Source organism: Patescibacteria group bacterium (assembly GCA_041665345.1).
GTDB lineage: Bacteria > Patescibacteriota > Patescibacteriia > PEXW01 > PEXW01 > JBAYJA01.
This window is the reverse complement of sequence record JBAYJA010000002.1, coordinates 112,150-135,069: the sequence shown is the minus strand read 5'-3', so window position 1 is coordinate 135,069 and position 22,920 is coordinate 112,150. Positions and strand designations below refer to the sequence as shown.

General features: G+C 49.4%; 29 protein-coding genes. 7 read left to right on the top strand and 22 right to left on the bottom strand.

The genetic code is table 11. From position 1 onward, the window contains the following. The first annotated feature begins 37 nt into the window (after window positions 1-37). Complete coding sequence (locus WCV85_04430) at window positions 38-283, top strand: hypothetical protein (protein MFA6474101.1); 246 nt, start codon at window positions 38-40, stop codon at window positions 281-283. A 154-nt stretch (window positions 284-437) separates the two neighbouring features. On the opposite strand, the gene WCV85_04425 is transcribed toward WCV85_04430, so the two are convergent. From WCV85_04425 to WCV85_04415, 3 genes are all read right to left on the bottom strand, one after another. Beyond that, the gene (locus tag WCV85_04425; GenBank protein MFA6474100.1) at window positions 438-710 is read right to left on the bottom strand and encodes a trypco2 family protein; all 273 of its coding nucleotides are present in this window, start codon (window positions 708-710) and stop codon (window positions 438-440) included. A gap of 83 nt (window positions 711-793) precedes the next feature. After that, window positions 794-1,198, bottom strand: a complete 405-nt coding sequence (locus WCV85_04420) for a hypothetical protein (protein MFA6474099.1) — start codon at window positions 1,196-1,198, stop codon at window positions 794-796. Between the two features lie 106 nt (window positions 1,199-1,304). Continuing rightward, the gene (locus tag WCV85_04415) at window positions 1,305-1,832 is read right to left on the bottom strand and encodes a hypothetical protein (GenBank protein MFA6474098.1); all 528 of its coding nucleotides are present in this window, start codon (window positions 1,830-1,832) and stop codon (window positions 1,305-1,307) included. Between the two features lie 149 nt (window positions 1,833-1,981). On the opposite strand from WCV85_04415, the gene WCV85_04410 reads away from it, so the two are divergent. Beyond that, entirely contained in the window at window positions 1,982-2,332 is a 351-nt protein-coding gene (locus tag WCV85_04410) for a hypothetical protein (protein MFA6474097.1), read from the top strand. 499 nt (window positions 2,333-2,831) lie between these two features. Here the strand turns inward: WCV85_04410 and WCV85_04405 are convergent, their stop codons facing one another. After that, entirely contained in the window at window positions 2,832-3,149 is a 318-nt protein-coding gene (locus tag WCV85_04405; protein MFA6474096.1) for a GIY-YIG nuclease family protein, read from the bottom strand. A 284-nt stretch (window positions 3,150-3,433) separates the two neighbouring features. Here WCV85_04405 and WCV85_04400 point away from each other — a divergent pair, with 284 nt between their 5' ends. From WCV85_04400 to WCV85_04390, 3 genes are all read left to right on the top strand, one after another. Then, window positions 3,434-3,598 (top strand): hypothetical protein, encoded by a 165-nt coding sequence (locus WCV85_04400; protein MFA6474095.1) that lies wholly within the window; start codon window positions 3,434-3,436, stop codon window positions 3,596-3,598. Beyond that, entirely contained in the window at window positions 3,595-4,014 is a 420-nt protein-coding gene (locus WCV85_04395) for a hypothetical protein (protein ID MFA6474094.1), read from the top strand. The genes WCV85_04400 and WCV85_04395 overlap by 4 nt, the downstream gene beginning before the upstream one ends. Before the next feature lie 236 nt (window positions 4,015-4,250). Then, window positions 4,251-4,547 carry a hypothetical protein gene (locus WCV85_04390; GenBank protein ID MFA6474093.1) on the top strand — a complete coding sequence of 99 codons (297 nt, stop codon included), beginning with the start codon at window positions 4,251-4,253 and terminating at the stop codon, window positions 4,545-4,547. 686 nt (window positions 4,548-5,233) lie between these two features. Here WCV85_04390 and WCV85_04385 read toward each other — a convergent pair. Together WCV85_04385 and WCV85_04380 are read right to left on the bottom strand one after the other, a co-directional pair. After that, window positions 5,234-6,151: a Fic family protein gene (locus tag WCV85_04385; protein MFA6474092.1), complete on the bottom strand. Its 918-nt coding sequence runs from the start codon at window positions 6,149-6,151 to the stop codon at window positions 5,234-5,236. A gap of 90 nt (window positions 6,152-6,241) precedes the next feature. Further along, window positions 6,242-6,766, bottom strand: a complete 525-nt coding sequence (locus WCV85_04380; protein ID MFA6474091.1) for an NUDIX domain-containing protein — start codon at window positions 6,764-6,766, stop codon at window positions 6,242-6,244. A gap of 107 nt (window positions 6,767-6,873) precedes the next feature. Between WCV85_04380 and WCV85_04375 the strand changes: the two genes are divergently transcribed. Beyond that, on the top strand, window positions 6,874-7,317 hold the full coding sequence (locus WCV85_04375) for a hypothetical protein (GenBank protein MFA6474090.1): 444 nt from the start codon (window positions 6,874-6,876) through the stop codon (window positions 7,315-7,317). 83 nt (window positions 7,318-7,400) lie between these two features. Here WCV85_04375 and WCV85_04370 read toward each other — a convergent pair whose 3' ends face one another. The 15 genes from WCV85_04370 to WCV85_04300 form a co-directional block, all read right to left on the bottom strand. Beyond that, entirely contained in the window at window positions 7,401-7,619 is a 219-nt protein-coding gene (locus tag WCV85_04370) for a hypothetical protein (protein ID MFA6474089.1), read from the bottom strand. Between the two features lie 225 nt (window positions 7,620-7,844). Further along, window positions 7,845-8,354 carry an NUDIX domain-containing protein gene (locus WCV85_04365; GenBank protein ID MFA6474088.1) on the bottom strand — a complete coding sequence of 170 codons (510 nt, stop codon included), beginning with the start codon at window positions 8,352-8,354 and terminating at the stop codon, window positions 7,845-7,847. 85 nt (window positions 8,355-8,439) lie between these two features. Then, window positions 8,440-8,913: a pyridoxamine 5'-phosphate oxidase family protein gene (locus WCV85_04360; protein ID MFA6474087.1), complete on the bottom strand. Its 474-nt coding sequence runs from the start codon at window positions 8,911-8,913 to the stop codon at window positions 8,440-8,442. Between the two features lie 138 nt (window positions 8,914-9,051). Next, a complete protein-coding gene (locus WCV85_04355) occupies window positions 9,052-10,173 on the bottom strand; it encodes a hypothetical protein (GenBank protein MFA6474086.1) in 1,122 nt (373 codons plus the stop codon). Between the two features lie 30 nt (window positions 10,174-10,203). Beyond that, the gene (locus WCV85_04350) at window positions 10,204-10,776 is read right to left on the bottom strand and encodes a hypothetical protein (GenBank protein ID MFA6474085.1); all 573 of its coding nucleotides are present in this window, start codon (window positions 10,774-10,776) and stop codon (window positions 10,204-10,206) included. 41 nt (window positions 10,777-10,817) lie between these two features. Continuing rightward, on the bottom strand, window positions 10,818-12,728 hold the full coding sequence (gene dnaK / locus WCV85_04345; protein MFA6474084.1) for a molecular chaperone DnaK: 1,911 nt from the start codon (window positions 12,726-12,728) through the stop codon (window positions 10,818-10,820). 151 nt (window positions 12,729-12,879) lie between these two features. Continuing rightward, window positions 12,880-13,221 (bottom strand): hypothetical protein, encoded by a 342-nt coding sequence (locus WCV85_04340; GenBank protein MFA6474083.1) that lies wholly within the window; start codon window positions 13,219-13,221, stop codon window positions 12,880-12,882. Between the two features lie 210 nt (window positions 13,222-13,431). Beyond that, window positions 13,432-13,851 (bottom strand): Hsp20/alpha crystallin family protein, encoded by a 420-nt coding sequence (locus WCV85_04335; GenBank protein MFA6474082.1) that lies wholly within the window; start codon window positions 13,849-13,851, stop codon window positions 13,432-13,434. Window positions 13,852-13,965: 114 nt separating this feature from the next. Next, window positions 13,966-14,448, bottom strand: coding sequence for a nucleotide exchange factor GrpE (locus WCV85_04330; protein MFA6474081.1), 483 nt, complete (start codon window positions 14,446-14,448; stop codon window positions 13,966-13,968). 6 nt (window positions 14,449-14,454) lie between these two features. After that, window positions 14,455-15,150 carry a hypothetical protein gene (locus WCV85_04325; GenBank protein MFA6474080.1) on the bottom strand — a complete coding sequence of 232 codons (696 nt, stop codon included), beginning with the start codon at window positions 15,148-15,150 and terminating at the stop codon, window positions 14,455-14,457. 556 nt (window positions 15,151-15,706) lie between these two features. After that, complete coding sequence (locus tag WCV85_04320; protein ID MFA6474079.1) at window positions 15,707-16,330, bottom strand: hypothetical protein; 624 nt, start codon at window positions 16,328-16,330, stop codon at window positions 15,707-15,709. An 893-nt stretch (window positions 16,331-17,223) separates the two neighbouring features. Further along, window positions 17,224-17,835, bottom strand: a complete 612-nt coding sequence (locus WCV85_04315) for a DedA family protein (GenBank protein MFA6474078.1) — start codon at window positions 17,833-17,835, stop codon at window positions 17,224-17,226. Beyond that, complete coding sequence (locus WCV85_04310; protein MFA6474077.1) at window positions 17,822-18,469, bottom strand: DedA family protein; 648 nt, start codon at window positions 18,467-18,469, stop codon at window positions 17,822-17,824. Before WCV85_04310 ends, WCV85_04315 begins: the two co-directional genes overlap by 14 nt. Further along, window positions 18,469-19,677 (bottom strand): glycosyltransferase family 4 protein, encoded by a 1,209-nt coding sequence (locus tag WCV85_04305; protein MFA6474076.1) that lies wholly within the window; start codon window positions 19,675-19,677, stop codon window positions 18,469-18,471. Before WCV85_04305 ends, WCV85_04310 begins: the two co-directional genes overlap by 1 nt. 7 nt (window positions 19,678-19,684) lie before the next feature. Next, window positions 19,685-20,656, bottom strand: a complete 972-nt coding sequence (locus tag WCV85_04300) for an alpha/beta hydrolase (GenBank protein ID MFA6474075.1) — start codon at window positions 20,654-20,656, stop codon at window positions 19,685-19,687. Between the two features lie 90 nt (window positions 20,657-20,746). On the opposite strand from WCV85_04300, the gene WCV85_04295 reads away from it, so the two are divergent. Continuing rightward, complete coding sequence (locus WCV85_04295; protein ID MFA6474074.1) at window positions 20,747-21,373, top strand: hypothetical protein; 627 nt, start codon at window positions 20,747-20,749, stop codon at window positions 21,371-21,373. A gap of 666 nt (window positions 21,374-22,039) precedes the next feature. Here the strand turns inward: WCV85_04295 and WCV85_04290 are convergent. After that, on the bottom strand, window positions 22,040-22,861 hold the full coding sequence (locus tag WCV85_04290) for a C39 family peptidase (protein MFA6474073.1): 822 nt from the start codon (window positions 22,859-22,861) through the stop codon (window positions 22,040-22,042). Between the last annotated feature and the right edge of the window lie 59 nt (window positions 22,862-22,920).

Below are 22,920 nucleotides of genomic sequence, written 5' to 3'. Positions count from 1 at the left end.
TACACTCTGCTGAACACAAAAAAAACCAGGAGGTACTGTGTCCACAAATGAAGTCCTTTTCTTATCAAGTACTATTCAAGCAATTGAAATTCGCGTAAACACGATGCACTTGCACTGCGTGGATGATCCAACGCGACAATTCACCCATGCTGAGGTCCTGAAAATGACCATCGATGTCCGTGACAGCGGTCCAGACACCTTTATCAAAAAGGGACAGCAGACCACTCTCCTCCTACGGCGGCCATCATACGATGCGGTGAACTATTGGCTTTGTGTAAGGTAGTATAACGTAAAGCAGGCCAGACCCACCCAAACCAGGTGGGTCTTTTTTATCAACAACCAACAAACAACATATAACACACAACCGATACCGTGCACCAAAAACATGCATCGCGCCCTGGAGAGGGCGCTCTGGTTTGTAAAAATTCTCTACGCCTTTACAGCTTCTTCCCCCGATAATTCACCTTGAACTTAATCCTACTCACCTGTTGGGTCTTGCGGTTTCGTTCACCGCCGGCACCCACCACCCACACCACAATCCCCGCTTTCCCCTTCTTCTCTTTGGTGGAGGTGACGGCCACGTCAAAATCCACGTAGGATTCTTTGCCCGTCCGCACAATTTGGAACTGCTGACCCGTGTACTTATTTGCCTCATCCACGCCTTGGGCAATGCTGGTGAGCGTGTAGGTAATAAAATCTTTGAGTTGCATATATGAGAAAATAGTTGGTGGATAGATGGAATGAGTATAATAGAAAAGAGGCCGTCGTGCGACAGCCTCAAAAAAAATACGTACTATGGTTTTAACCAGAAACCTTGCCGACTGCGACTTTCGGTCATTTTCTGACCGTATGCCTTGAAGGGCGTTACCGACCAACTAAGGTTTGTGAGTGCAACCCGTAGCCCATTGGCCGATTGTGTGATCATGGTATTTCCGGGCGCCAGTTGACGCCAGCGCATACCTAGGCACAGCACCGCGTCTGGGATAGTGTGATTCAACCCCTTGCCAATGTAGTAGAGGATGGTCACTATACCCACAGCAATGAGGGGTAGTAGCCCCTGTTCCCAACTCATGGGGAATGCGTTACTGAGTTTTAGCCAGAGAATCAGCAGGCAGAGAGCAGCATACGCCAGAATTGGGTACCGTTGGTAATCATCGTGCCACCAATTGCCTGGATCCGTGAGTAATGATCTTCTCATCTTTCATCTCCTTTCTCATCTTTTGTGGTTTTTGGTTATATTCGTTTTTTAGCATATCTGCTGCCAATGTCAAACAAAAAACTTGAGGACGACTACTCTCGTTTGTTTACAAAATTGCAAAGTATAGGTAAACCGCAATCTGAAGTCCAACCGCCATCATAAAGGAACGAAACAGTAATCTTCGCACCCGTGGCATGATATGCTGCTTGAACATTTTGGCGTATGAACCGTCTCTCGTCGTGATCCGCATGACGCTTGATTGCGTGAGTAAACTTGCCAGTACAATTGCAATTCCTGAGTACAGGAGGACAAAGAAGGTGCTCAATTCCTCCGGGGAAATAAAGTATGCACGGCATCCAAAATACACTGAGAGATTCACACCAACGAAAATGGCTAAATGTATAAGAGTTCGTCTATACTCAACCAAACATCCATTGGCACTGACAAATAGCGTCGATGAACTTAGGAGGCACAGCATGAGCAAACGATCTAGGAGTGAAGCTTGAAGTATTGCGGGGAAATGATGCAATGCGTAAGCCGTCAGCGCTGCCCCAATGAGCGCAGTTATAATGAAGAATTTTGGAATTTCTTGTAATCGCTGACGCTCCTCATCAGGAATACTTTCTGAGAACATATACATTTCCTCCAATTTTTAAAGTGCTTATTTTCCCACCACTGTAGAACGTTCGTGCAACTTCGTCAAGTGAATATTTGCCACACGGAAGCTTGACAATCTTCACACCAAGCCTACACTAGAGGAAAATTGTTCACCTGGAGAGAAAAATGGAAGAAACACAAATTGTCCAACCCACGGTATTGCAACCGCTTGATTTAACGCAGCCCCTGCCAGAGCTCCTGCAGCAGTTCAGGACAGTCATCGACAATAAAAGAGCTCAAAAGTTTGGCGCGGTTGCGGATATTGCCAACGAACTGCAAGTACGTGGCAAAATGTCAAAACGAACCGCCTTCCGTTTACTTGCGCAAATGATTAGCAATAAACCGCCACGGAAGGTAACTGCGTTCTTGCTCGCCCTGCAAGCACTGGGGTATACCGTGATACTTGCGGAAGTTGAAAGCGGGGCAATATCCCAACCTCTATATCCGCCTGTCCTGACCGACAAGCTTGCACCTTGACAGTTGCCCAGGAGTAAGTTAGTCTCGGTTTATCAAAATATTTAATGCTGCTCCTTTCACCAGTAATAGTTTCCGCATTTGAATGGGGTTTTGTATCCCTGAACCGTTGAGAAGTTTTTGCCGAGACCCTCACCTTGGTGAGGTAGCGAGACTCAGGTTCACTTGAGCATCATTCCCATTCACTAGTTGGTTCTGGCTGGATTGCAAGAGCAGTATCACCCCGGGTTTCATTCGTGAAACCCGGTCTTTTATTTACAAAACTATTACCTCCGTTAATCAAAGCAATTTAGCAGCTACCCAAAAATCATCCGATTTGCATATTTCCACGAAGCTGATACAATAGTAAATGAGAACTATCGTTCTTTTGACTTCCGCGACTCCTGTCGTGCCACCCCGGCTCTGAGAACCTCCTTAAAGGTTTTCCTAGCCGGGTGTTTTTTATTACAAGAAATGTAAACGCATGGGGACCGTAAAAGTCCCCCAGTTTCTTGGTCTTTCCTTATCCCTCAAGTAGCTCTGCAGTCAAATCCTTCCACGTGGGATTGACGCTGGTGATGACTTCCTCCTTCTTCTTTCGCGACCAGGATTTTATTTGCTTCTCCCGTTCAATGGCGCCGCTGATATCTTCACCAGCTTCGTAGTACACCAGCTTGGTCAGGTTGTACTTGGCACTGAAGCTTTTGGGAAATGTCTTCTCCTTATGCTCCATGACCCGCCGGGGCAAATCATTGGTCACGCCAGTGTAGAGCGTCGTGTTGCGCTCGTTGGTCATGATGTAGACATAGTAATACCGTTCTTGCACGTTTTCATTTGTCATTGCGAGGAACGAGTCATCGAGTGACGCGGCCTGCCCGCCGAAATCGCAGAGGCGATGCAGGCGGGCAATCCCGTTGTATCAAGAGCCAGGCTATTGTACAAGCCTGGTTCCGAAGTTCATCGGGATTGCCACGCTCCTGCTGGAGCTCGCAATGACAGAAGGGACGCTACAGCGGGCGGGGCGCCTGCCCACCATAGCTGCTGCGTAGGTGGGGGGTTGACAGTTATTACATTATCTGAAAAACTACTACGAAATAGAAACTTGAAATAACTAAGGAGGATACAATGAAGCTTGAAAAACAGCCCGAAACAGAGCTGGAGTACTGGCAAGCAATAGAGTCGCTGGGTGGTTTTTCCTGGCATACACGGCATGACATGAGTCATGGGCGTATCGAGGACAAAGACGGAAGCATCATGGCCAGGTATGTGAAGCCGACGAGCTCTCCATGAAACTCGCGCTGGAAGTCGCGGAAAAATTCAATGTCATCCTGCCCACCCAGATGCCAAAAGTAGAAAATGGCCAAGAACGTCCGCCGGCACCTGAAGGGAAGACCTACTACTTTGACTGGTATGACAAATGCAAACGCGTGTTCTACCAGGATCTCTACGACAAGCTCATCTGCTCGGCTTGTCCGATGAGCGAGGGTGTAGATGAATTCATCCGTCTGAATGATATTCCCTGCGGGGTTTTCCCAGGTGCGCTCTACCACCTCCGGATGAATCACATCTGCGGAATGGTCACCTACGGTGATTGGACAACTCAGCACTTGCACGACGCTATCACGAAAAAAGGTGGTGAAGGAGCACTCGCTGCGTTTCAAGCAAAGGAAAAAGCGCTCAAGGCCAATCCGCAACCCAAGGTTTAACCCAAACACAACACTCTCTTTGAAAAGCCCATCCTCACCAGATGGGTCTTTTCTTATCCCGAATCACAGCTGGCGGGGGTTGACAAAACAACTCTAACGATATAGGTTATTGGGAACATAAAAATTTTTACATTGGAGGTTACCAATTGAAAGACTCGACTCGTATTTTCTTTCTTTTTTCCATTGCTGCTGGGCTCGCCGGGGTTCTGGGGTGCAAGCGATACTTTACTCCGCCCATGCAAGACCATTGGGCAATGCTCGCAGTGGCTTGTTTCTTCCTCATCGTGTCTGGGTTCATGCTCGGATTCGCCGTGAGAGAGCTGCGTCAAACGCGTTACTTTACAACCAGAACATTTGCCGCACTACCGTTTGCAACCTGCACACTCATGAACCTTGCCCTTGCCGTGACGTTCACTCACATCCTTATCTGGGGAATATCAGATGCAACAAAATGGGTATTGACTGCGTATCTTGGAACCGCCCTCCTGCATTTTGCCCTAAAATTATACCAATTGAAAAGATCGAGGGTGTAATTGGATGCCCTTTGAAAAGCCCATCTTCACCAGATGGGTCTTTTCTTATTTCCCCGTGCCAAGGTATGTCAGTTTCTTGAAAAATTTAAAGAAAAAAAGACTAAGCATTGCCTAGTCTTTAATCGTAATTATCAGAATTCCAACGGCCGCTATAGCAGCTCTCATCACAGAACTTTCCGTACAGTTCATCTTCATAGCAACAGTGCGTGCAAATGCTGTTTTCACACCAATGACATGCAATCAGCCGATACACTTCTGCTCCACAACGTGGGCACGTCACTGTGGGAAGCTCGTAATCAGTATCATTGCTGTCAGAATGTCCTGGAGCCTTTCTTGGCCGTGCCTGTAAAGCAGCGACACATGCGTGTTGCAATTCTTGATCATCTACTATCTGTCCCTTTCGAAAACCCAGAACATCACCAAGGAGACGATACTTCCGAATTGGTCCTAAACAGGAGAACCAACCCTTCTGGACGTAGAGAAAATCAACGATGTACCTCTCGTTCCCTGGCAAGCTGCTCGGCTTCTCATCTTCAGGCATGGAAACCTCCACATGGAAAGAGCGTTATCAACGCACTATAGGCAAAGATAAAAATAATTGCAACCCCACGCAGCGGGCGGGGCGCCTGCCCACCGTAGCTATTGCGTAGGTGGGGGGGGTTGACTACAAAAAAAACTATACGAAACTACACAAGTAGCGCGTACCCTTTCAATACCGCATCACTGAGAAACTCCTGCAATGGGATGCTATCCGATGTCGTTTGGGCAACATTTAGACTACGCATGTAGGTGCGACGTTGACGCTGCTCAATGATTGCGGGAGCAATGTTCGCCCGCAACAGCATTGCAGTAATCAGCAAACGCCCAATGCGTCCATTACCATCGGCAAAAGGATGGACCTGTTCAAAGCGCGCGTGGACGTCAGCAGTGGCAGAAATACTATCTGCCACTTTCTTTTCTAACCCAGAAGCCAAAGACTTCATAAGCACCGGCACTTTCAAATAATTCGCCGTAGGCACGTTTGCGCCAACAATCCGGACTGCATGTTGACGATATGACCCCGCATCAGTCTGAATGGCATTGAGCAAAATACCATGCAAACGCAAAATGAGAACTTCATCAATACGCTTCCCACTCTGCAAATGGTGCAGCAGATAGTCTAAGGCGGCTTGGTGATTTTTTACCTCCTGCTGCTCCACCAAAGTGCGATTCCGTAAGACCTGGTGGTCAAACAAAATTGCTGCAGTTTCATCTTCGGTCACCGTGCTACCTTCAATACGGTTTGTATGAAATGTTAATGCCAACATGAATGAATCGTGCAAGTCTTTGCGTGCCAAAATCTTCTTCAGCACGTTTGGGTGCTTGCGGGAAAGGTGTTGGATAGTCAGCTTCTTCGCCTCCAGGCCAGAAGCCTGAGGCGTCATTCTACCGCCAACGTGTACGTACAGCGCGTTAATGCGAGCGAGCGCACTTGGTCGTGGCTGCGCCTTGCCGGTAGACCAGGCGTTGAATGCCGGAAAGCTTACGCCCAGCACCTTGGCAAGTGTTTCCTGCGTTTTGCCGGTAAGGGCCTGAATGGTCTGTAATTTCTGCTGAATGGTCATATACACCCAGAATAACAAACTTTATAAAGTTTGTCAAATGGCATAACTATATAAAGTTACGTATCCCCCCACGCAGCGGGCGGGGCGAGGTTAGGATTGCTCAATCATTTCTAGAGCTTTGAGATTTGGCGGATCGGTGACGTACTTTCTGGCAGCTTCTATGCTCAACCACTTGGTAGCCAAAAATTCCTTGGGGTCAATCTGAAAATTTTTACCATTTGTCTGCACAAGATACCAAATATCATAATGCATTTTGCACGGATGGGTCTGCATCTCAATTGGCGTAATGGTCAGCAGGAAAGGCATTTGGCTGGAAGAAAAAAACTGCTTGACGCCAAGCTCTTCTTCAATCTCACGGTTGAGCGTCTGGAAGAGTGTTTCGCCCTCATCAATGTGGCCACCTGGGGCAATCCACAGTCCTGACTTTTTGTGGTGCACAATGAACACCTCTTTAGTCTCTGGATTGTATGGCAAAAAGTAGGCGCAAAAATGCGACTGCGGATTCTCGTCACGGGTCCATTTCCCTTCTTCTAAGCGCTCCCTGAATTTGGCTACTATCTCAGGGCTCCCACTGAACTGTATATCCAGCACCTTTGCTATATCATCGTATGGCATAGGGGAAGTATACACCTACGGCGGGGCGGGGCGGGTTGACAGAAAGTTGGTTATGATCTACAGTATTCAATTAAAGAATATAAAACAAAACGGAGGTCTTTACAAATATGGAATTAGGAATTATTTTCGGTGATGAGAAACTCACAGAGTTTCTTCTTCAGCGTGTAACTGATGACACACTCAATGCACAACAATCCTTGGATATGCAGCATTCAGTTATTGTCATTGGTCGTCAGAAGAATGACGGTGACAAAATAATGCACGCAACCTTTGTGACGGACAGTGAAATTGAGAAGCTTCCCACCATTGTCATTCACTGTCTCCAAGCAGCTTCTTCCAGCCGATTCCAGGAAGCATCACTCAGAATTGTCCATGTTGGAAAACGCACCTTCAGGAAAAAAGCAGTTGCGAAAAAGACTGCAGTTAAAATGATGGAAGGCCGGCAGACATTCCTGCAGAAGTATCCAAACAGTTTACACAAAATTGATTTTATCACGTGTAACAATCCGGACCTGCACAACGCGCTCCTCGATGTGTCGTTTGGCAAGTAAACATAAACGCACGCATGACCCGACCACTTTGGCCGGGTCTTTTCTTACTCCCCTGCTCGCAGCGGGCGGGGCGGGGGGAGTACTTAAATCAAGCTGACTCTTTCATTAGCTTCCGTGTAATATGCTAGTTCAACTTTATTGGAACCTACTTCAGTTTTGAGAAACATCATTGCAAGACCTTCTCTATTCCCACACTTTTTACAATTAACGCCCCACTTATCACTATTCCTTTCAGAAGCCATGACGGTTGAGGCAAAGCGACCAATGAAAAAATGTTTTAAAAACCACGACGGATTATTCATACTCATCTTCATCCGTGTATAAGTATGACATTGAGGGCAGAGCAAATACCTCTTCTTTTCTATTTTTATCGTATTAGATTTCATATTGTGAATTCAAGCAATAGTGAATTGTATTACCAGAATTTAGATAGATTTTAATATCCCCATGGTACCACACCCACCTGTAGCGCCGGAGTCCCGACGAAGTCGTGGACGTAGGTGGGCCGCAGCGGGCGAGGCGGGGTATTACAACAAACTCTTCGCCGTTTCTAAGAACTGCAAATCTCGTTTGATGATAAACCCACTTTCGTACGTCGAGGGTTTGGCTTTGCGTGAGAGAGCAATTGCCTTTCCCAGCGGCACCCATAACAATTTAAACTTGTTTGTCTTCTCACTCCCGGTGAACGCGGTCTTCCCTTTCTTCCCAACCACCTTTGCAAAGTAGCAGTACGAAACTTGGTGAATCTTGTATAGGTCACGATACTCCACAATTTTCCCAATGGCTTTCCCGGGTTTGATGGCACACCCCGCTTCCTCCATACATTCACGACGTAGGCCAAGCAAAATACTTTCACCCTTTTCCACCCCACCGCCAGGCAACTTGTAGTAGTTCCGTAAACTCACGTATTCCAGGGCAATACGGTTTTGACTATCAAAAAGTATAGCGCGGGCAGCTGTACGAGTATGGTACGTTATCTTCTTTACCTTAGAACGTGGGTAAACGTCTTTCTGCCGAAGAGTAAGGATAGTTTTCATATTTCAAGTATACCAAACTTTCTCCCCACGCAGCGGGCGGGGCGGGGCGAAAAAAATGCTTCACATTACCTACCCTCAGGAATTTTTATAACTTCACTTCCACACGGACATCAGTGTCTGCGTTTGGGTCATTCAAGTACACCTTCTTTGGTGTGACTTTGTAAAATCGATACAACTTCCGTTCTATGAGCCGTTTAAACGCTATTAAGAAAACCTGCCGAATTTTCCCGTACGGATATTTTCGGGTGAAGTACACTCTAGCTGCAGACACACTCTCCGAGAGTGGCAACATCTCTGCAACGGCATCAAGTTGGACACCAACCCCTTCTCCTGAACGCTGACGTGAATCATAAATGGCAACGGCTACTTTCCCCTGTTTGCCAATATTCTTTCCGTGCCGCGAAGATGGAATACTCACAAAGTAAAAATTCCACTCCTTATCGTATGCATACACCACCGGGGACACCCAAGGCTTTCCGGCTGCATCAACAGTCCCAACCACCATATACTGGTTGCTCTCAATAATATCCCGTGAAAGCTTACTTAAGTCTTTATGCATGCTTCTATTCTAGCATTATTTCTCCCACGCAGCGGGCGGGGCGGAGGAAGAAAATTACAAAATCGCCTTATCTGCTAACGATTCCTAAATAATACGCTTTTGTAGTTTTCCATGCTCCTAAGCTTCATCCAATTTTCTCTAAGTTTCTTTTTGTTGTTTGTTACCATAACTCTCAACAAAATTATAGAAGCCATTTTTAAACGAAGTGTCATTTGCATCATATGTTACCGTTCCCTTTTCAAACACATCTTTATGCATTTCTTGCATTTTACTCATTAAGGCATTACATGAATCCTCTGTATTACTCACAACATGTAGAACCGCCTTCTTAATATATGTACTTATCCATTCATGAATCAGTTTATCATTTGCCTGATAGCCAATCAAATAAACCTGATCAACATTTGGTAGTATTTCTGATGCAGCCTTTTCAATCTTTTTGCTTAACTCAGGAATGTGGTCAAACATCTTTTCCGAAAGTGGCAAAAAAATTAGTGGCTGAAAATAGTCCCCTTTAAAATCAGAGCTACCAATAAAACTGGAATTATGTAATAGCGTACTCTTTGGATCATAAGTCCTATGATCTTTAAGGTCCACTGGACTCCCATTAAAGAGATTCCGCGACGCGACGCGATATCTATTCCTTTCATCGTTATCAGCATGTTTTGAAGGTATTCCACCATCTTGATCTCTCTTTTGAGCAAACCAATTAATCGAGCCGTGAGGCTTTAAAATTCGATGTGAGGTGTAAGAATCAATGTCAGAGAGCGTTGTCCCCCAAATATCATCATATGCAATATCAAATAGTGTATCGTAATTAAAATTTACATATGCATGTTCAACACCATTTACACCTTCCTCATGTAGTTTAATCAATAGTAAACGATACAATTCTGAGTTACTCTTCAATTGTGAAATTTCTTGGAGCATCCACCTTAAGTAATGCGCAAACCGTCCAAGAAACCCTCTGTATGATGTAATGATTTCAGATGTAAGACTTCCAGCGCCCGCATGTGCTTTATGCCATAAATCAGTCATCCAGGTTTCTAAGCTAACCACTTGTTTATTTAGTAATGCCTCCTCTTTATACTTTTTATAATCCGCCCTTAGAACATCAATATTTAAATCTAAAGCATCAGCATAAGATTTGTAGATATCATCCAATAATTCATTAGCTAAGGGCGCCTGCAATGAATTATGCTCTACATTCTTATTAGTTGATCCTCTTGAAGCCCCCGCACCAAAAATGAATAACTTCATGGTTTTATATCTCTAGAGGTTTATCAAAAACTAACGAAGGAGTCTACTCACCGCTTCAATGCTCATACCTAATTGTGCAGCAATTGCACTCACTTTCTGTACTAAGTCTAATCCTCCATTGATTGTTGGTAAAATTTCCTTTACCTTCTGCAAAAACGTTTTTTCATCTTGGGGAATATCAGTATTGGCCAGACTTTTTGTTATTATCTCAGTTACCTCCATAACTAGCTGCATATTTTGTGACTGGTTTTGTGTTTGACTTTGAGAAAAGTGATTCACTGTGCTTGGCATTCCAGAAAATGGTGGGGGTTCATTTGAAAAAAACTTGGCGTGCAGTCGAGAAATTAAACCACCAACCAATGTACGGTACTGAGAAATAAGAAAGTACTGTGAATCGTATCCTGGCGGGCTGCTAACCTTGAAGCGGCTCAAATCCTCATTACATAAAGTCTGCAATTTATCAATGACCCCATTGAGTCGTTCAACCATTGAAAAATCATCACTTACATCACTTGGACTCTTGGCAATAGGAAATTGCGAGAGATACCCCTGCAGTTCTGAATAGTAGGATCGAACTTCTTCGGTAATTTTTAATTCAATCATATATGAAGTGTTAAAGGGCGCCTTTCGGCGCCCCTACCAAATTACTTCTTCACCTCCTCGTACTTCGCATCCACCGGACCTTTATCATCCTTGGGTGCTTCGCCAGACTTCTCCCCTCCTGCTGACTCGCCAGCTTGCTTACTCGCCTGCTCGCTACCTTTATACATCGCCTGACCAATCTTCTGTATCGTCTGCCCCAGGTCATCCGTGGCTTTCTTGATGGCATCCTTATCATCCCCATCCTTCACCTTTTTCACGGCTTCCATTTTTTCCTCAATTTCCTTCTTCACGTCGGCTGGGACTTTGTCGCCCGCGTCTTTGAGACTCTTCTCCGCGGTGAAGACCAGGCTGTCGGCCATGTTACGCATGTCAATGAGCTCGCGCTTCTTCTTGTCCTCTTCGGCGTGAACCTGCGCTTCCTGCTTCATCTTCTCCACCTCGTCCTTGGACAAGCCGGACGACGCGGTGATGGTAATGCTCTGCTCCTTGTTGCTAGCCTTGTCCTTGGCTTTCACGTTCAGGATGCCGTTGGCGTCAATGTCAAAGGTGACTTCCACCTGGGGCACGCCGCGGGGTGACGGCGGAATGCCGCTGAGGATGAACCGGCCCAGGGACTTGTTGTCATTGGCCATGGGTCGCTCCCCTTGCAGCACGTGAATTTCCACGCTGGTCTGGTTGTCCGCGGCTGTGGAGAACACTTGGGATTTGCTGGTTGGAATGGTGGTGTTGCGGTCAATCAAAGGTGTGGACACACCGCCCAGGGTTTCTAAGCCCAGGGTGAGCGGGGTGACATCCAGCAACAGCACGTCGCGGACTTCACCTTGCAGCACACCGGCTTGAACTGCGGCGCCGATGGCTACCACTTCGTCTGGGTTCACACCCAGGTGCGGCTTTTTGCCAAAGAATTTTTCCACGGTGGATTGCACCAGAGGCATGCGGGTCATACCACCGACCATGATGACTTCATTGATGTCGCTGGCTTTCAGGCCGGCATCAGCCAAAGCTTTCTTGGTTGGTTCCAAGGTTTTCTCAACGAGATCGCCCACCAGCTGCTCCAGTTTGGCGCGGGTGAGTTTGAGGGCCAAGTGCTTGGGGCCGGATGCGTCCGTGGTAATGAAAGGTTGGTTGATTTCCGTTTCCGCGGTGGTGGAAAGCTCGTGCTTGGCTTTTTCCGCAGATTCCTTCAAGCGCTGCAAAGCCATCTGATCTTGGCCAAGGTCAATCCCCTGGTCTTTCTTAAACTCGTCAATTATCCAGTGGATAATGATTTGGTCAAAGTCGTCGCCGCCCAGGTGGGTGTCCCCGTTGGTGGCTTTCACTTCCACGGTGTCATTGCTGACTTCCAGAATGGAAATGTCGAATGTGCCGCCGCCTAGGTCGTACACTGCAATTTTCTCGTCCTTCTTCTTGTTGAAACCATAGGCGAGCGCGGCTGCGGTTGGCTCGTTGATAATGCGCTTGACTTTGAGGCCGGCAATTTCACCCGCGTCTTTGGTGGCTTGGCGCTGACTGTCGTCAAAGTAGGCCGGGACGGTAATCACTGCTTCGGTGATTTTCTCACCCAGCTTGGTTTCCGCGTCTTCCTTCATTTTCTGCAAAACCATGGCTGAAATTTCCTGCGGAGCATACTCTTTGCCTTGCAAAATCACTTTCACGCCATCGCCAGATTGCTTGAGTTTGAAGGGCAGAACTTTCTGGTCGCGCTGGACTTCTTCATCATTCCAGTGCCGACCAATGAGCCGCTTAATGGAATAGAGAGTGTTTTCTGGGTTGACAACGGCCTGGCGCTTGGCCACTTGGCCAACCAGACGTTCGCCGGTTTTGGATACTGCAACGACAGAAGGCGTGGTGCGGTTCCCTTCTTTGTTCTCCAAAACTTTTGGCTCACCACCTTCAATGATGGCCATGCAGGAGTTGGTTGTACCGAGGTCGATACCGAGGATCTTGGACATACTAGTTGTTAGATTAATGAGTAAAGGAATGACAACTTACTGGTTTGGTTTGCGTTGGAGCGGCGAGTATGGGTGTGGAGATAAGGTTTGGGCTTCTGCTGCCTTCACCTCCACCCTATGCCTATACTCGCCGCCACACCGAAATCCTATTTTACGAGAATGTGAGCGAATCAGAGTCCAAATGCATATGCAGATCCACAATGTCATCGGACGACACGCTGCCTTGGTCTTTGAACTTCAGCACGTCTTGGGCCGTCAGGTCTGTAACCAAGCCGCGGAACATCAACCCTTGGGGTGACATGGTCATCGTCGCCACGGCGGCCAACGCGCACTGGCTGCACTTCAGGTACATGAGGGTTACGCCCTGCTCCTCCGCCAACACCTGGGTCTTCCGGAAGTCGAACAACTTGCCGCAGTTTGGGCAATGCCCATCCAAGCGCAGATGGTCTGGCTTACTTTCCTGGTTAAAGGTTGGAAACTGGAATTGGGGCATGTTTGGAGAGATTGAAGGTTTAGGTAAGGATTGAAGTATGGGTAGAGGTTGGAGATAGAGAGAATTACCTCCCCTTTGTCCCCTCCTTATGCAAGGAGGGGATACAAGAGGTGACAATCATCACGCTGGTGGCACTTTCCACCTCCCTATCCCCTCCTCGTCGAGGAGGGGCGGCCTCGTACTCGAGGCCGGGGTGGTAATTCGTCGTGCTTATTTCACTTGGATCTTAATTGTTTTCGGTTTGGCTTCCTCCGCCTTGGGAACGACGATTTTCAGGACACCCTTATCATAGCTCGCTTCGGCTTTGTCACCACGCACGCTCTTGGGCAGGGCAATGGCGCGGCTGAAGGAACCAGTGCGGATTTCCTTACGGTAGTAGCTCTTCTCATCCACTTCGGACTTGTGCTCAGACTTCCCGGAGACGGTAAGCACGTTGTTCTCCACGGTGATGTCCACTTTCTGCGGATCAATGTTCGCTAGGGGCATTTCCACCACCACGTTGTCCTTGTCCTCGTACACGTCTGCGGCTGGCGCAAAGTTTTGGCGCATTACGGGGAGCCAGGCATCGTTGAACATACTGTCCATGTCATCGAAGATGTTTCCTGCTGGTGTCCATTTGACTATTGGCATATGTATTTGGTTAAGGGGTGAAATATTGATGAAAGTTACCTCCGCTCTCTATTCGTAATTCGTATATTCGTATCTTTTTTCGTATTTCGTAACCGTTTTCGTAATTCGTAATTTTTACTCACAGACAGTCACCTTCGCATGTCTGATCACTTTCCCCTGCAGGGTGAAGCCGGATTGCTGCTCGTCCAAGATTTGCCCGCTGGGAATGCCTTCACGCTTCTCCTTGCCTACGGCTTCGTGCAGCAGCGGGTCGAACATTTTCCCTTCCGTAGCAATCTCTTCCACCTTCAGCGTGCCCAGAAAATCTTTGAACTGCCGGAGGATATGCTGGAACCCTTGGGCCCAGGCTTCCTTCTGCTGGCCTTCGGGGATGTGCTTCAGGGCAGTTTTCAGGTTGTCGTAGATGGGAAAGAGCTCAATGAGCAAACCCGCGTTGGCAAACTGCACAATTTCCATTTTCTCCTTTTCACTGTCCCGCTTCAGGTTCAGGTAGTCTGCCTTGGCGCGCTTCCAGCCATCCAAGTACTCTTGGTTCTGCTTCTGCATTTTCTCCAGTTCGGTTTCTTCAAGCTTCGGCTGCGCAGGTGCGTCAGTCATACAGAATTAAATTAACGTGCGGGTAAAGCGGACGAGAGGAAGGAGGCGGTCGTAGTCCATGCGCATGGGACCCAGCAGGGCAAACACGCGGTCATCAACATTTGGAGGCCGGATCACCAGCAGGCTGCAGCGTTCATCAATGGGATTGTCGGAACCCACAAGGACACGCACGTCTTCTGCAGTGCTGCTCTTCATGAGCTTGCGCATGGCAGTGTCCAAATGGTCAATGACTTCGGACAAGTGCTGCATGAGATCCAGTTCGGCGAATTCTGGCTTATTGAAAAGATGAGACAGACCCGTGTAGTACGTGTCATCTGGCCCAAAACCAATGATGGCGGTTTGCTGGGAAAGCTCAGCCAGGGTTTTTGCCACCTGCTTTAAGCTGTGGTTTTCATCTGACCCTTCGGCCTTCGCCTTACCCAACGCGTCCTGCGCCTTCTTGGGTACCGGCACTTCCTGCATAAACTGCTCCAAGTACATCCGCCAGCCTTTTTCCGTGGGCACGCGGCCGGCAGAGGTGTGGGGGTGGGTCAAATACCCGTCCTGCTCCAACGCCGCCAAGTCATTCCGGACCGTGGCAGACGAGCAATCCAAACCCGCCTGCTCCACCAGGACTTTTGAACCAATGGGTTCACCCAGGGCAATGTGCTGCCGTACAATGGCCTGGAAAAGCTGATTTTTACGGGTTTCGAGCGCTTGCATAAGTGTTAGCACTCGTTAGTATAGAGTGCTAATAGAGGGTGTCAAGAGCGGCGTTACGAATTACGAATAGATACTACGAAAATACGAATGTACGAATTGGGAAGGAGGAAAGTTAGTAAGTCATTTCTAATAAACTTATACTATGCACCCCAGAGCGGCTTTTCTAAGCCGCGGGGTTCATTTTTTTGGGTGACTCCCCCACCCAGGTTTTTTATATCCCCTATTCCTCCAAGCCCAAGCGTCCCTGTCTGCGCGCGGGCACGGAGACCCGCGCTCGGGTTTGCTTTTGTTTTTGTCCGTTGTAAAAAAGTGGGTAGACCAAAGCCCTCGCTTTGGTCTTTGCAATACATTACCCCAAGCCGCGAGCGACCCGCCTACATCGCTGCGATTTCGGCGGACAGGGGGCTCACGGCTACCCACCCTCACGTGGGTAGGCGGGGCTTTCATGCCCCGCTAAGAATAACCAGGTTCATCCCCTAGACTTACTCCCCTCAGGGTGATTTCTCAGAAGAAATGAAAACCACCGACTCAGATGAGACGGTGGTTGAAAAGTACATTAACCCCTGTAACCAAGATGCGACGAAATAGCATCGCGGTCTTGCTTGGTTAGCTTAATCAAATCCGCATACCGACGGGTAAGCGCCGCATGTGAACGCTGCAGACTATACTCAGAAGGAAGTAATCCCAGGAGTACTGGTATGGCTTTTATTCGAACTGGAATTTCCAAAACCGGGATACTTTCGCCACCATGTTCGGGTAACGTGATAAATGGAGTAAAAAATGGAACATCCCTTGGTTCCATTGCCCCTGCCGCTACCCAGCGCTCATATTTTGCCCAAAAAGTTTTCATATACTCCAGAGAAATTTTTGGAAAAAATTGAATAGCACAACTATGACAGGAAATCTCCAGTGATGGGGATCCATCTTTCAATCGAATGTACATTTGCAATGCGCCTTTGCAAAAGGGATTGCTTACTGTTGTGCAACCGCAGACAACCCCTTCATGGATTGTGTCCAGGCACTGCACTTCAGTATGTGACCCAAGAAAAACATAATTGTGCTTAGGTGATTCTGGACTGCCATCGAGTTTCACCAACATGAGCCGGTACTTCTTACCAGTGTACGCCAACCAATCTGGGGGCTTATTCCAAGACTCCCCAAAGCCACAACCTTCGGCCATACAAACCTCCTTGCCCTGCACACATCACTTTCTTTTTATGACGCGCAGACGACAACTAATGTGATTAATTTCTCCCACAGATTATCCGTGAGTATGAGTTGTTAAAGAATGGTTCTACCTTACGACTATACCTTGTACAAGTCAATAACTTCACCCTTCAACTCCGCTCAGGGACTGCGTCCTCTCGACTGGCTCCGCTCGCCCTTTCGACAAGCTCAAGGACTACGTCCTTTCGATCGACTCAAGGGCTTTGCTCGGGGTGATTTATCGGAATAAAGCAAAGAAAAAACCCGGAGCATGTAGCATCCGGGTAAGATCAATCTTTTTTTGTTGCTCGTTGTTCGGTGAGCTGCCTATGTACTTACGTACAAACTTTCAGTGGCCCCCATCACGCCGCAAGATGGGGGCCATCAGCAGCGCGTCGCCAGCATGGACGAGGCGTAGAATCGCTCGGGAGGAGTTGATCGACAGGTGTATGAACCCATCATCGAGCGAGTATGTGCGTACCAACGACTCAGCGTAGTACGGCTTTGGGTGCCTTTCGTGGGGCACCAGCGTGGTATTGGATTTGAAAATCCAACCACGAAACTCCAAAATATTTTCTACTTTTTAAAGGGGTAACTTGCTACGCCTCTTGCAGTCTCTGCAGTTACTTTCAGAAGCGTACAGGCCATACTAGCATGGGTATTGGAATGTGTCAAGGGGGGCACAAGCTGAGGCATGGGTTTCGGTGTAGCGGCGAGTATAGTGTGAGGGTTAAGGTTTGGGATAGCTAGGAGTATGGGTGACTAAAGAAACTCCTCCCCTCCTTTCGAAGGAGGGGGTAGGGGGAGGTAGCCCTAATGGAAAACGCTCGTCAGTCTTGAACCATGACGACTTAAGTAAATAATTTTTTACACTCCCCTCCTCTTCCTCCGCAAGTGCACCAAGAACAAGCTCAGGAGAAAGGCGACAATGAGCAGTGCCGGTATGGAGGTGCCGACCCGGGCAATGCGTTCGATCCAATCAATGACCACTGGCCCCACGAAGTACCCCAGGGTGAGGTACGCCGTTGCCCACACTGCTTGACCTAGGGCATCAGCAATGAAAAAAGTGCGGAACCGCATTTTTGAAACGCCAGCGAGCAAATTGATTGGCGCGGCGAGGGACGCAAAAATGAACCGGCCAAAAAAGACGGCCCACGCTCCGTACTTGTTAAAAAAGTGTTCGGACTTTTCCAGCACCACGGGCTTCAGCCACCGCCGGGTCAGGCGTTCCAAAATAGGCCGGCCAGCTTTCCGGCCCAGGGCGTACCCCAGCATGTCCCCGGTCATGGCACCGGCCCAGGCAGCCAACCACAGCCAAACAAAAATGAATGTACCTTGGCTACTGAGGGCGCCCAGTGTTACTAGTAACGGACTGAGGGGGAAAGAAAAAATGAACTCAAACGCTTCCACGGCCACCAACGCGTACAGCCCAAAGTACCCGTAGGTCGTCACGAATTGGAGGAAGCTACTGGTTTCCATGGCGCAGGCGCTTACGGTGCTGGACGTGCTGGTGAATCCCTCGGCCCAGAATCCAGATGATGAGTAAAATGATGATCAGTGCGCTGAGGGAGAGTATGGTTATATTCGCATCGTCAACCACCCTGATGTACTGCTCCACCTGCTTTCCAAAGAAGTAGCCCAGGAACACGTACAAGCTGGTCCAAACTATTTGCCCGCCCATTTCTGCCACAATGTACCGGCGCCAGGGCAAGTCTGATGCGCCCGCGAGGACGTTCAGCGGCGCAGCAATGGTGGCGAAGATGAACCTAGTAAAAAAAATTGCCACTGCGCCGTACTTAGAAAAAGTCTTCTCTGCTTTTTCCAGCATTTCCTTCTTCACCAGCTTCGTGCCAAAACGGTGCAGAATGGGTTGGCCAAACTTTCGGCCAACCAGAAAACCCAGGTTGTCACCGGTGACCACCCCGGCGTACACCACCAGCCAGAGTGTGAGTACGGAAAAAGCTCCCTGGCTTGCCAAGCCACCCAAGAAGACAATGATGGGGCCAATGGGTGTGGAGAAGACGAATTGAAATGCCTCAAAAGCCACGATGGCGTACAACCCAAAGAAACCGTAGCTTGCAAAAATGTGCTGGACGGATTCGGTAAGGTCCATTACTGCGCCACCTCCCGCGCTACCTTCCACTTGCGGCTGCGGATGAGCGCGCTCAACCACCGGTACCCTGGTACCACGGGCACGGTTGCTGGGTACACGGCTCGGGCCTGCTGGTACACCTGCTCCACCTGCGCTGCAATATGTTCCCAGGCATACTGCTTGGCTGCCCGCTGCCCTGCCACGGCCATGGCTTGGGCTTTTTCGGGTTGGGTCAGCACTTCCGCCAAGGCAGCAGCAAAACCCAGGGTATCACCCACCGGCACCATGCGGGCGGCTTGGGTAGCGCCAACCACTGCCCGGTACCCAGGAATATCTGAGGCGACCACGGGCCGACCCGCGGCCATGGCTTCCAGCAGCACAATGCCAAAGCTCTCCCGCCCGGTTGCTGGAGAGCAGTAGACCTGCGCGGATGCGTAGTAGTTGGGCAAGGCTTCATTTGGCACGCGGCCAGTGAAAATCACATCTTTACCCACCAAGTCACCTAGCTCGCGCTCGTAGGTTGGCCGAAGATTCCCATCCCCTACTGCCAGCAAACGAACTTTGGGCAAGGTTTTTCGCAAGTGCAAAAAGGCTTCCAGCAAATGGACAAACCCTTTGCGAATCACAAAATTTCCCACGAAGAGTATGTTAGGCCGGTCTGCGTACTCTGCCAAAGGTTTGCCACTGGCAAAGTGTGCCACGTCCACTCCATTGGGTACGGTGGTGTACGCGCCTTCCGGAAAGTACTTAGCAATGGACTGCTGCGCCGCATCCGAAACCACAATGCGGGCATGCAAGCGTGCCATGCCCGGCGCCACCAAGGGTCGAAGGAAACCCAGGGGTAAGCTGCGGTCATACTGCGCGTGGAAGGTTCCCACATTCACCGTAGTGGAGTTCAGCAAACTCAGCTGGGACAGCATGGGCTGCTCTGGCGCGTGAATGTGCAGAACGTCAAATTGCTCCTTGGCAAAAATCTCACGCAGCTGCCGGCTTAAATGCTTACCCGTGGCCACATGCGATTGCGAACCGTTCTTATGAAAATTGAAAACTTTCCCAATCCGAAGAACGTCCGGGCTGTTGTACGGCGCATCGGCGTACTCGCCATAGGACGTGGTGATTATTTTCACACTGTGCCCGCGCAACCGAAGCGCGGCAGCCAAGTTGTGGATGTGTTCGGAAATCCCCCCAACTGCCGGGTAGTACGATTCCGAAACAATGCCAATATTCATTTGCAGCTTAGCGAAAGCGGGAACGAAGCCACTCCCAATACTGTACCACGAGCGTTCGCAGCAGGCGAACCGCAGGCATGGGTGCCGGCGGGGTTCGGTGTGGAATAGGCATGGCGGTTTCTGGCAGTCCGTACTGCTGCACCAGAAACGACCGGATGGGCCGGTTGAACGACTCTGGCCAAATGCGCACGGTGTAGTGCCCGGCGCTATCCAGCACTTCCAACTGACTGTTGGGCAAACCCTGCTTAAATTCCCGCGCGGATTCCAAGGAGCAGGCCGCGTCTGCCCGCCCACCCAAAATCAACGTTGGTGCGGTAATACTAGGGAGCAACGGCCGCACGTCGTCTTTGAGCGCAGACCAAATGCGCGGACTCCAGATGTGAATCCAGATGGTGTCCAAGGCGTGGTGGCTCAGCCAATTGCAAAAGCGACCAATGATACCGTGGTACCCATTGGGGTGCTGGCGAAAGGACGGGTACATGCTTTCCCGAATGTGGGAAGAAACATTGCTGGGAATAACCGACAGGTGGAGCAGGAACCGCAGGGTAATCCGGTTGAAGCCAAACCAGGTAAAGGAGAGGTAGGGAAACGCATTGAGCAGCACCATGGCTTTGATTTTCTGCGGCACCAGGCTGGCCAGGCGAATGGCGACCATGCCGCCGTACGAGTAGCCGTACAAACACACCTGGTCAATTTTTTCCGCAGCCAAAAATGCCACTAGGTCTTGTGCCAGACGAGGAATATTTATCTTTTCACCTGGATAGTCATTGAACCGGTAGTTCCACATGATCACCCGGAACTCCGGCAGCAGGAAGTCAACTTGTTCAGCAATGAAGTCACCAGAAAGTTGCCCGGGTGGCAGACGCTTTTGGCCAGGCAGAAGCAGAAGCACTGGCCGGGTATCAGCCTCCCCTTGCCGGGTGTCCCCAAAGGTAATAACCTCACCATCAGGCAACGCAAAAGTTCGGGTCTGGAACATGGGGGTAGTATACCAAGTCCTTGACAAAAACTGAAAATCCACGTACGGTGTGTTGAAATACAAATGACTGATTTCAAATAGGAGGTAACTTTGACAAATGAAACGAACATGAAAGGCGTGTGGTTTTGGGACACGTTTCCGAAATGGTGCACCGCCGGGTGGTGGATATTCTTCATCGGTTTCGCTCTGCTTACGGCTTTTAGCTCGCAATCTATAATCAACGTAGCACAAGCAAATCCGCCTCTTTTCTTGACTATCAGTCTGCTGCTCATCTTCTGGGTGTTCGTTGGAAACTACGTTCCGGGATTACCAAATATGTTTGCCCCACTTCTCTTAGGTTGGGGCATTGGTCAGGGATTAAGCTGGTGGTTCCTTTTAGCAGGATTACCTATTGTTGCGGCTGCGGTTGCAGGTTCACTCGCTGGGTTTAATGCCGGACGTCTTGGACTTCCATTCGGCAATGTGCGATCGTCTGAACGGTATAAGGGTGCTTTAAACGCATTACGAACCGATCAAAATGTCGTACTCAGAAGTCGCATTGGAAAATTTGCAGCGTACTGTGGCCATATCAACATTGCAGCCGGTGAAAACGGGATGGACATCAATGAATTCCTCAGAGGAGCAATGCTCGGCCATACCCTTTGGACATTCTACTACGTAGCCGCTGGTTTCCTCATGGGCTGGCTCCTGCCGTACGTCGGCCAGATCTTCAAGTAACAACACGCTCATTCAAACCAAGCCTCGTGCATCTGCCCGGGGCTTTTTGGTATTTACAAACCAAGGGGGTAGCTGAGGCTTTTATGCCTCAGCACTTGGTTCAAGGATTATTGGCTTTGTACATGGCGGGGCATGAAAGCCCCGCCTACCCACTCCTTCTGTCATCCCAAGTCTTCGACCTGTACGCCCTCTGAGCCAGTGGCCGAAGTTTCTTAACGTAGGCGGAAGGATCTTGCTGGACAGTCCTGAAACAAGCACACACCTTGGGTAGCCCGGGTCCCTTGACCCGGGCGGATTTCCATTAGGCGAGGTCAAGGGACCACGCCTACCCACGTGGGGTAGCCGCGAGCCCCCTGCCCGCCCACTGGGCCAGTGGCCGAAATCGCAACAATGTAGGTGGGTCGCTCGTGGCTGAGGGGGAAAAGCAACTTATAGCAAAGGCCAAAGCGAGGGCTTTGGCCTACCCCCTCCTCCTTCTGTCATTCTGAGTCTTACGACCTGTCCGCCGAAGTTTCTGAACGTAGGCGGAAGAATCTCCGAACAATATACCAACTTCGGAGATCCTTCATCCCGCTACGGGATTCAGGATGACAATAATAAACACCCAAGCGCAGGCGTCTCTGCCTGCGCGCGGGCACAGAGACCCGCGCTTGTTTATTACATTTTTTACTTGCCGTTCGGGTAGACGACGATCATTACCTTCTTCCCCGTCGTCACCTTCCCACCATTCCAATCATGGATGGCGTTCCAGAGAATGTCTGGTTTGTACACGTACCCATTCCCCTTCCGCGTCCCTGGGTCATTGGTAATAATCCGGCCATCTTTCATCCAGCCGCGGATGACCAGCATGTGGTACAGCGGACCGCCATTTTTAAAATTCGGGTTCTTCAGCAATTTCCCTGAGGAAGGGATAATCACCGGCCGGCCAGCAGCCACATGCACTTTGGCGTCGTTCAGTGATTTCATGGGCAGCACATCCACGCGTTTGTAGCCGTACAAATCTTTGATCATCTTGGCGGTCTGCGCTGCAGTGGTGTCTTTGAAGTCGCCAAAGGTCTTGTTCTCGTAGGCAATCATTTTGGAGTACTGTGTCTCAATCTGTGGGGCAGTTGCACCTTTCACCTTTGTCCAGAAGTAGTGTACGGTGAGCACCGCAGCTTCTTCACAGGTTTCATTGTGCACGGCGTCCCAGTTTGCTGTGGGCGCTTGGAGCACAAAGGGCACAGCCAGGTTGTACTGGCTGGGTAGTTTAGCCACCGCTTCCACAGTTTCCCCGGCGACCACTGGAACATTCGTGTTTGCATTACTCACCACAACATTGGTGCTCTCGTTCCCAAGCTCAGGGTCAGCCTCTACCGCAACTGGCAATTCCTCAGGTTGGTCGTCAAAAAACCGAGCGCGGATATCATCGCCTTTGCTAACCCACACGCCTCCACCAATAAGGAGGAGCGCTGCAATCGTTAGGATTGTGAGAACACTTTTACGCATAGTGAGGTGAGTATAGGGAGGGGTGAATGATTAGGCAAACTTCGAAAGGAGGGCTCGCC

Excerpts from the sequence above, each read along its gene's own strand:
- WCV85_04425 (MFA6474100.1), bottom strand. The coding sequence starts at position 710 with ATGCAACTCAAAGATTTTATTACCTACACGCTCACCAGCATTGCCCAA.
- WCV85_04310 (MFA6474077.1), bottom strand. The coding sequence starts at position 18,469 with ATGGACCTTACCGAATCCGTCCAGCACATTTTTGCAAGCTACGGTTTC.
- WCV85_04340 (MFA6474083.1), bottom strand. The coding sequence starts at position 13,221 with ATGCCCCAATTCCAGTTTCCAACCTTTAACCAGGAAAGTAAGCCAGAC.
- WCV85_04300 (MFA6474075.1), bottom strand. The coding sequence starts at position 20,656 with ATGTTCCAGACCCGAACTTTTGCGTTGCCTGATGGTGAGGTTATTACC.
- WCV85_04375 (MFA6474090.1), top strand. The coding sequence starts at position 6,874 with ATGGAATTAGGAATTATTTTCGGTGATGAGAAACTCACAGAGTTTCTT.
- WCV85_04305 (MFA6474076.1), bottom strand. The coding sequence starts at position 19,677 with ATGAATATTGGCATTGTTTCGGAATCGTACTACCCGGCAGTTGGGGGG.
- WCV85_04335 (MFA6474082.1), bottom strand. The coding sequence starts at position 13,851 with ATGCCAATAGTCAAATGGACACCAGCAGGAAACATCTTCGATGACATG.
- dnaK (MFA6474084.1), bottom strand. The coding sequence starts at position 12,728 with ATGTCCAAGATCCTCGGTATCGACCTCGGTACAACCAACTCCTGCATG.
- WCV85_04385 (MFA6474092.1), bottom strand. The coding sequence starts at position 6,151 with ATGACCATTCAGCAGAAATTACAGACCATTCAGGCCCTTACCGGCAAA.
- WCV85_04360 (MFA6474087.1), bottom strand. The coding sequence starts at position 8,913 with ATGCATAAAGACTTAAGTAAGCTTTCACGGGATATTATTGAGAGCAAC.
- WCV85_04420 (MFA6474099.1), bottom strand. The coding sequence starts at position 1,198 with ATGAGAAGATCATTACTCACGGATCCAGGCAATTGGTGGCACGATGAT.
- WCV85_04405 (MFA6474096.1), bottom strand. The coding sequence starts at position 3,149 with ATGACAAATGAAAACGTGCAAGAACGGTATTACTATGTCTACATCATG.
- WCV85_04350 (MFA6474085.1), bottom strand. The coding sequence starts at position 10,776 with ATGATTGAATTAAAAATTACCGAAGAAGTTCGATCCTACTATTCAGAA.
- WCV85_04370 (MFA6474089.1), bottom strand. The coding sequence starts at position 7,619 with ATGAATAATCCGTCGTGGTTTTTAAAACATTTTTTCATTGGTCGCTTT.
- WCV85_04355 (MFA6474086.1), bottom strand. The coding sequence starts at position 10,173 with ATGAAGTTATTCATTTTTGGTGCGGGGGCTTCAAGAGGATCAACTAAT.
- WCV85_04330 (MFA6474081.1), bottom strand. The coding sequence starts at position 14,448 with ATGACTGACGCACCTGCGCAGCCGAAGCTTGAAGAAACCGAACTGGAG.
- WCV85_04415 (MFA6474098.1), bottom strand. The coding sequence starts at position 1,832 with ATGTTCTCAGAAAGTATTCCTGATGAGGAGCGTCAGCGATTACAAGAA.
- WCV85_04315 (MFA6474078.1), bottom strand. The coding sequence starts at position 17,835 with ATGGAAACCAGTAGCTTCCTCCAATTCGTGACGACCTACGGGTACTTT.
- WCV85_04365 (MFA6474088.1), bottom strand. The coding sequence starts at position 8,354 with ATGAAAACTATCCTTACTCTTCGGCAGAAAGACGTTTACCCACGTTCT.
- WCV85_04325 (MFA6474080.1), bottom strand. The coding sequence starts at position 15,150 with ATGCAAGCGCTCGAAACCCGTAAAAATCAGCTTTTCCAGGCCATTGTA.
- WCV85_04290 (MFA6474073.1), bottom strand. The coding sequence starts at position 22,861 with ATGCGTAAAAGTGTTCTCACAATCCTAACGATTGCAGCGCTCCTCCTT.
- WCV85_04410 (MFA6474097.1), top strand. The coding sequence starts at position 1,982 with ATGGAAGAAACACAAATTGTCCAACCCACGGTATTGCAACCGCTTGAT.
- WCV85_04390 (MFA6474093.1), top strand. The coding sequence starts at position 4,251 with ATGCAAGACCATTGGGCAATGCTCGCAGTGGCTTGTTTCTTCCTCATC.
- WCV85_04380 (MFA6474091.1), bottom strand. The coding sequence starts at position 6,766 with ATGCCATACGATGATATAGCAAAGGTGCTGGATATACAGTTCAGTGGG.
- WCV85_04320 (MFA6474079.1), bottom strand. The coding sequence starts at position 16,330 with ATGGCCGAAGGTTGTGGCTTTGGGGAGTCTTGGAATAAGCCCCCAGAT.
- WCV85_04395 (MFA6474094.1), top strand. The coding sequence starts at position 3,595 with ATGAAACTCGCGCTGGAAGTCGCGGAAAAATTCAATGTCATCCTGCCC.
- WCV85_04400 (MFA6474095.1), top strand. The coding sequence starts at position 3,434 with ATGAAGCTTGAAAAACAGCCCGAAACAGAGCTGGAGTACTGGCAAGCA.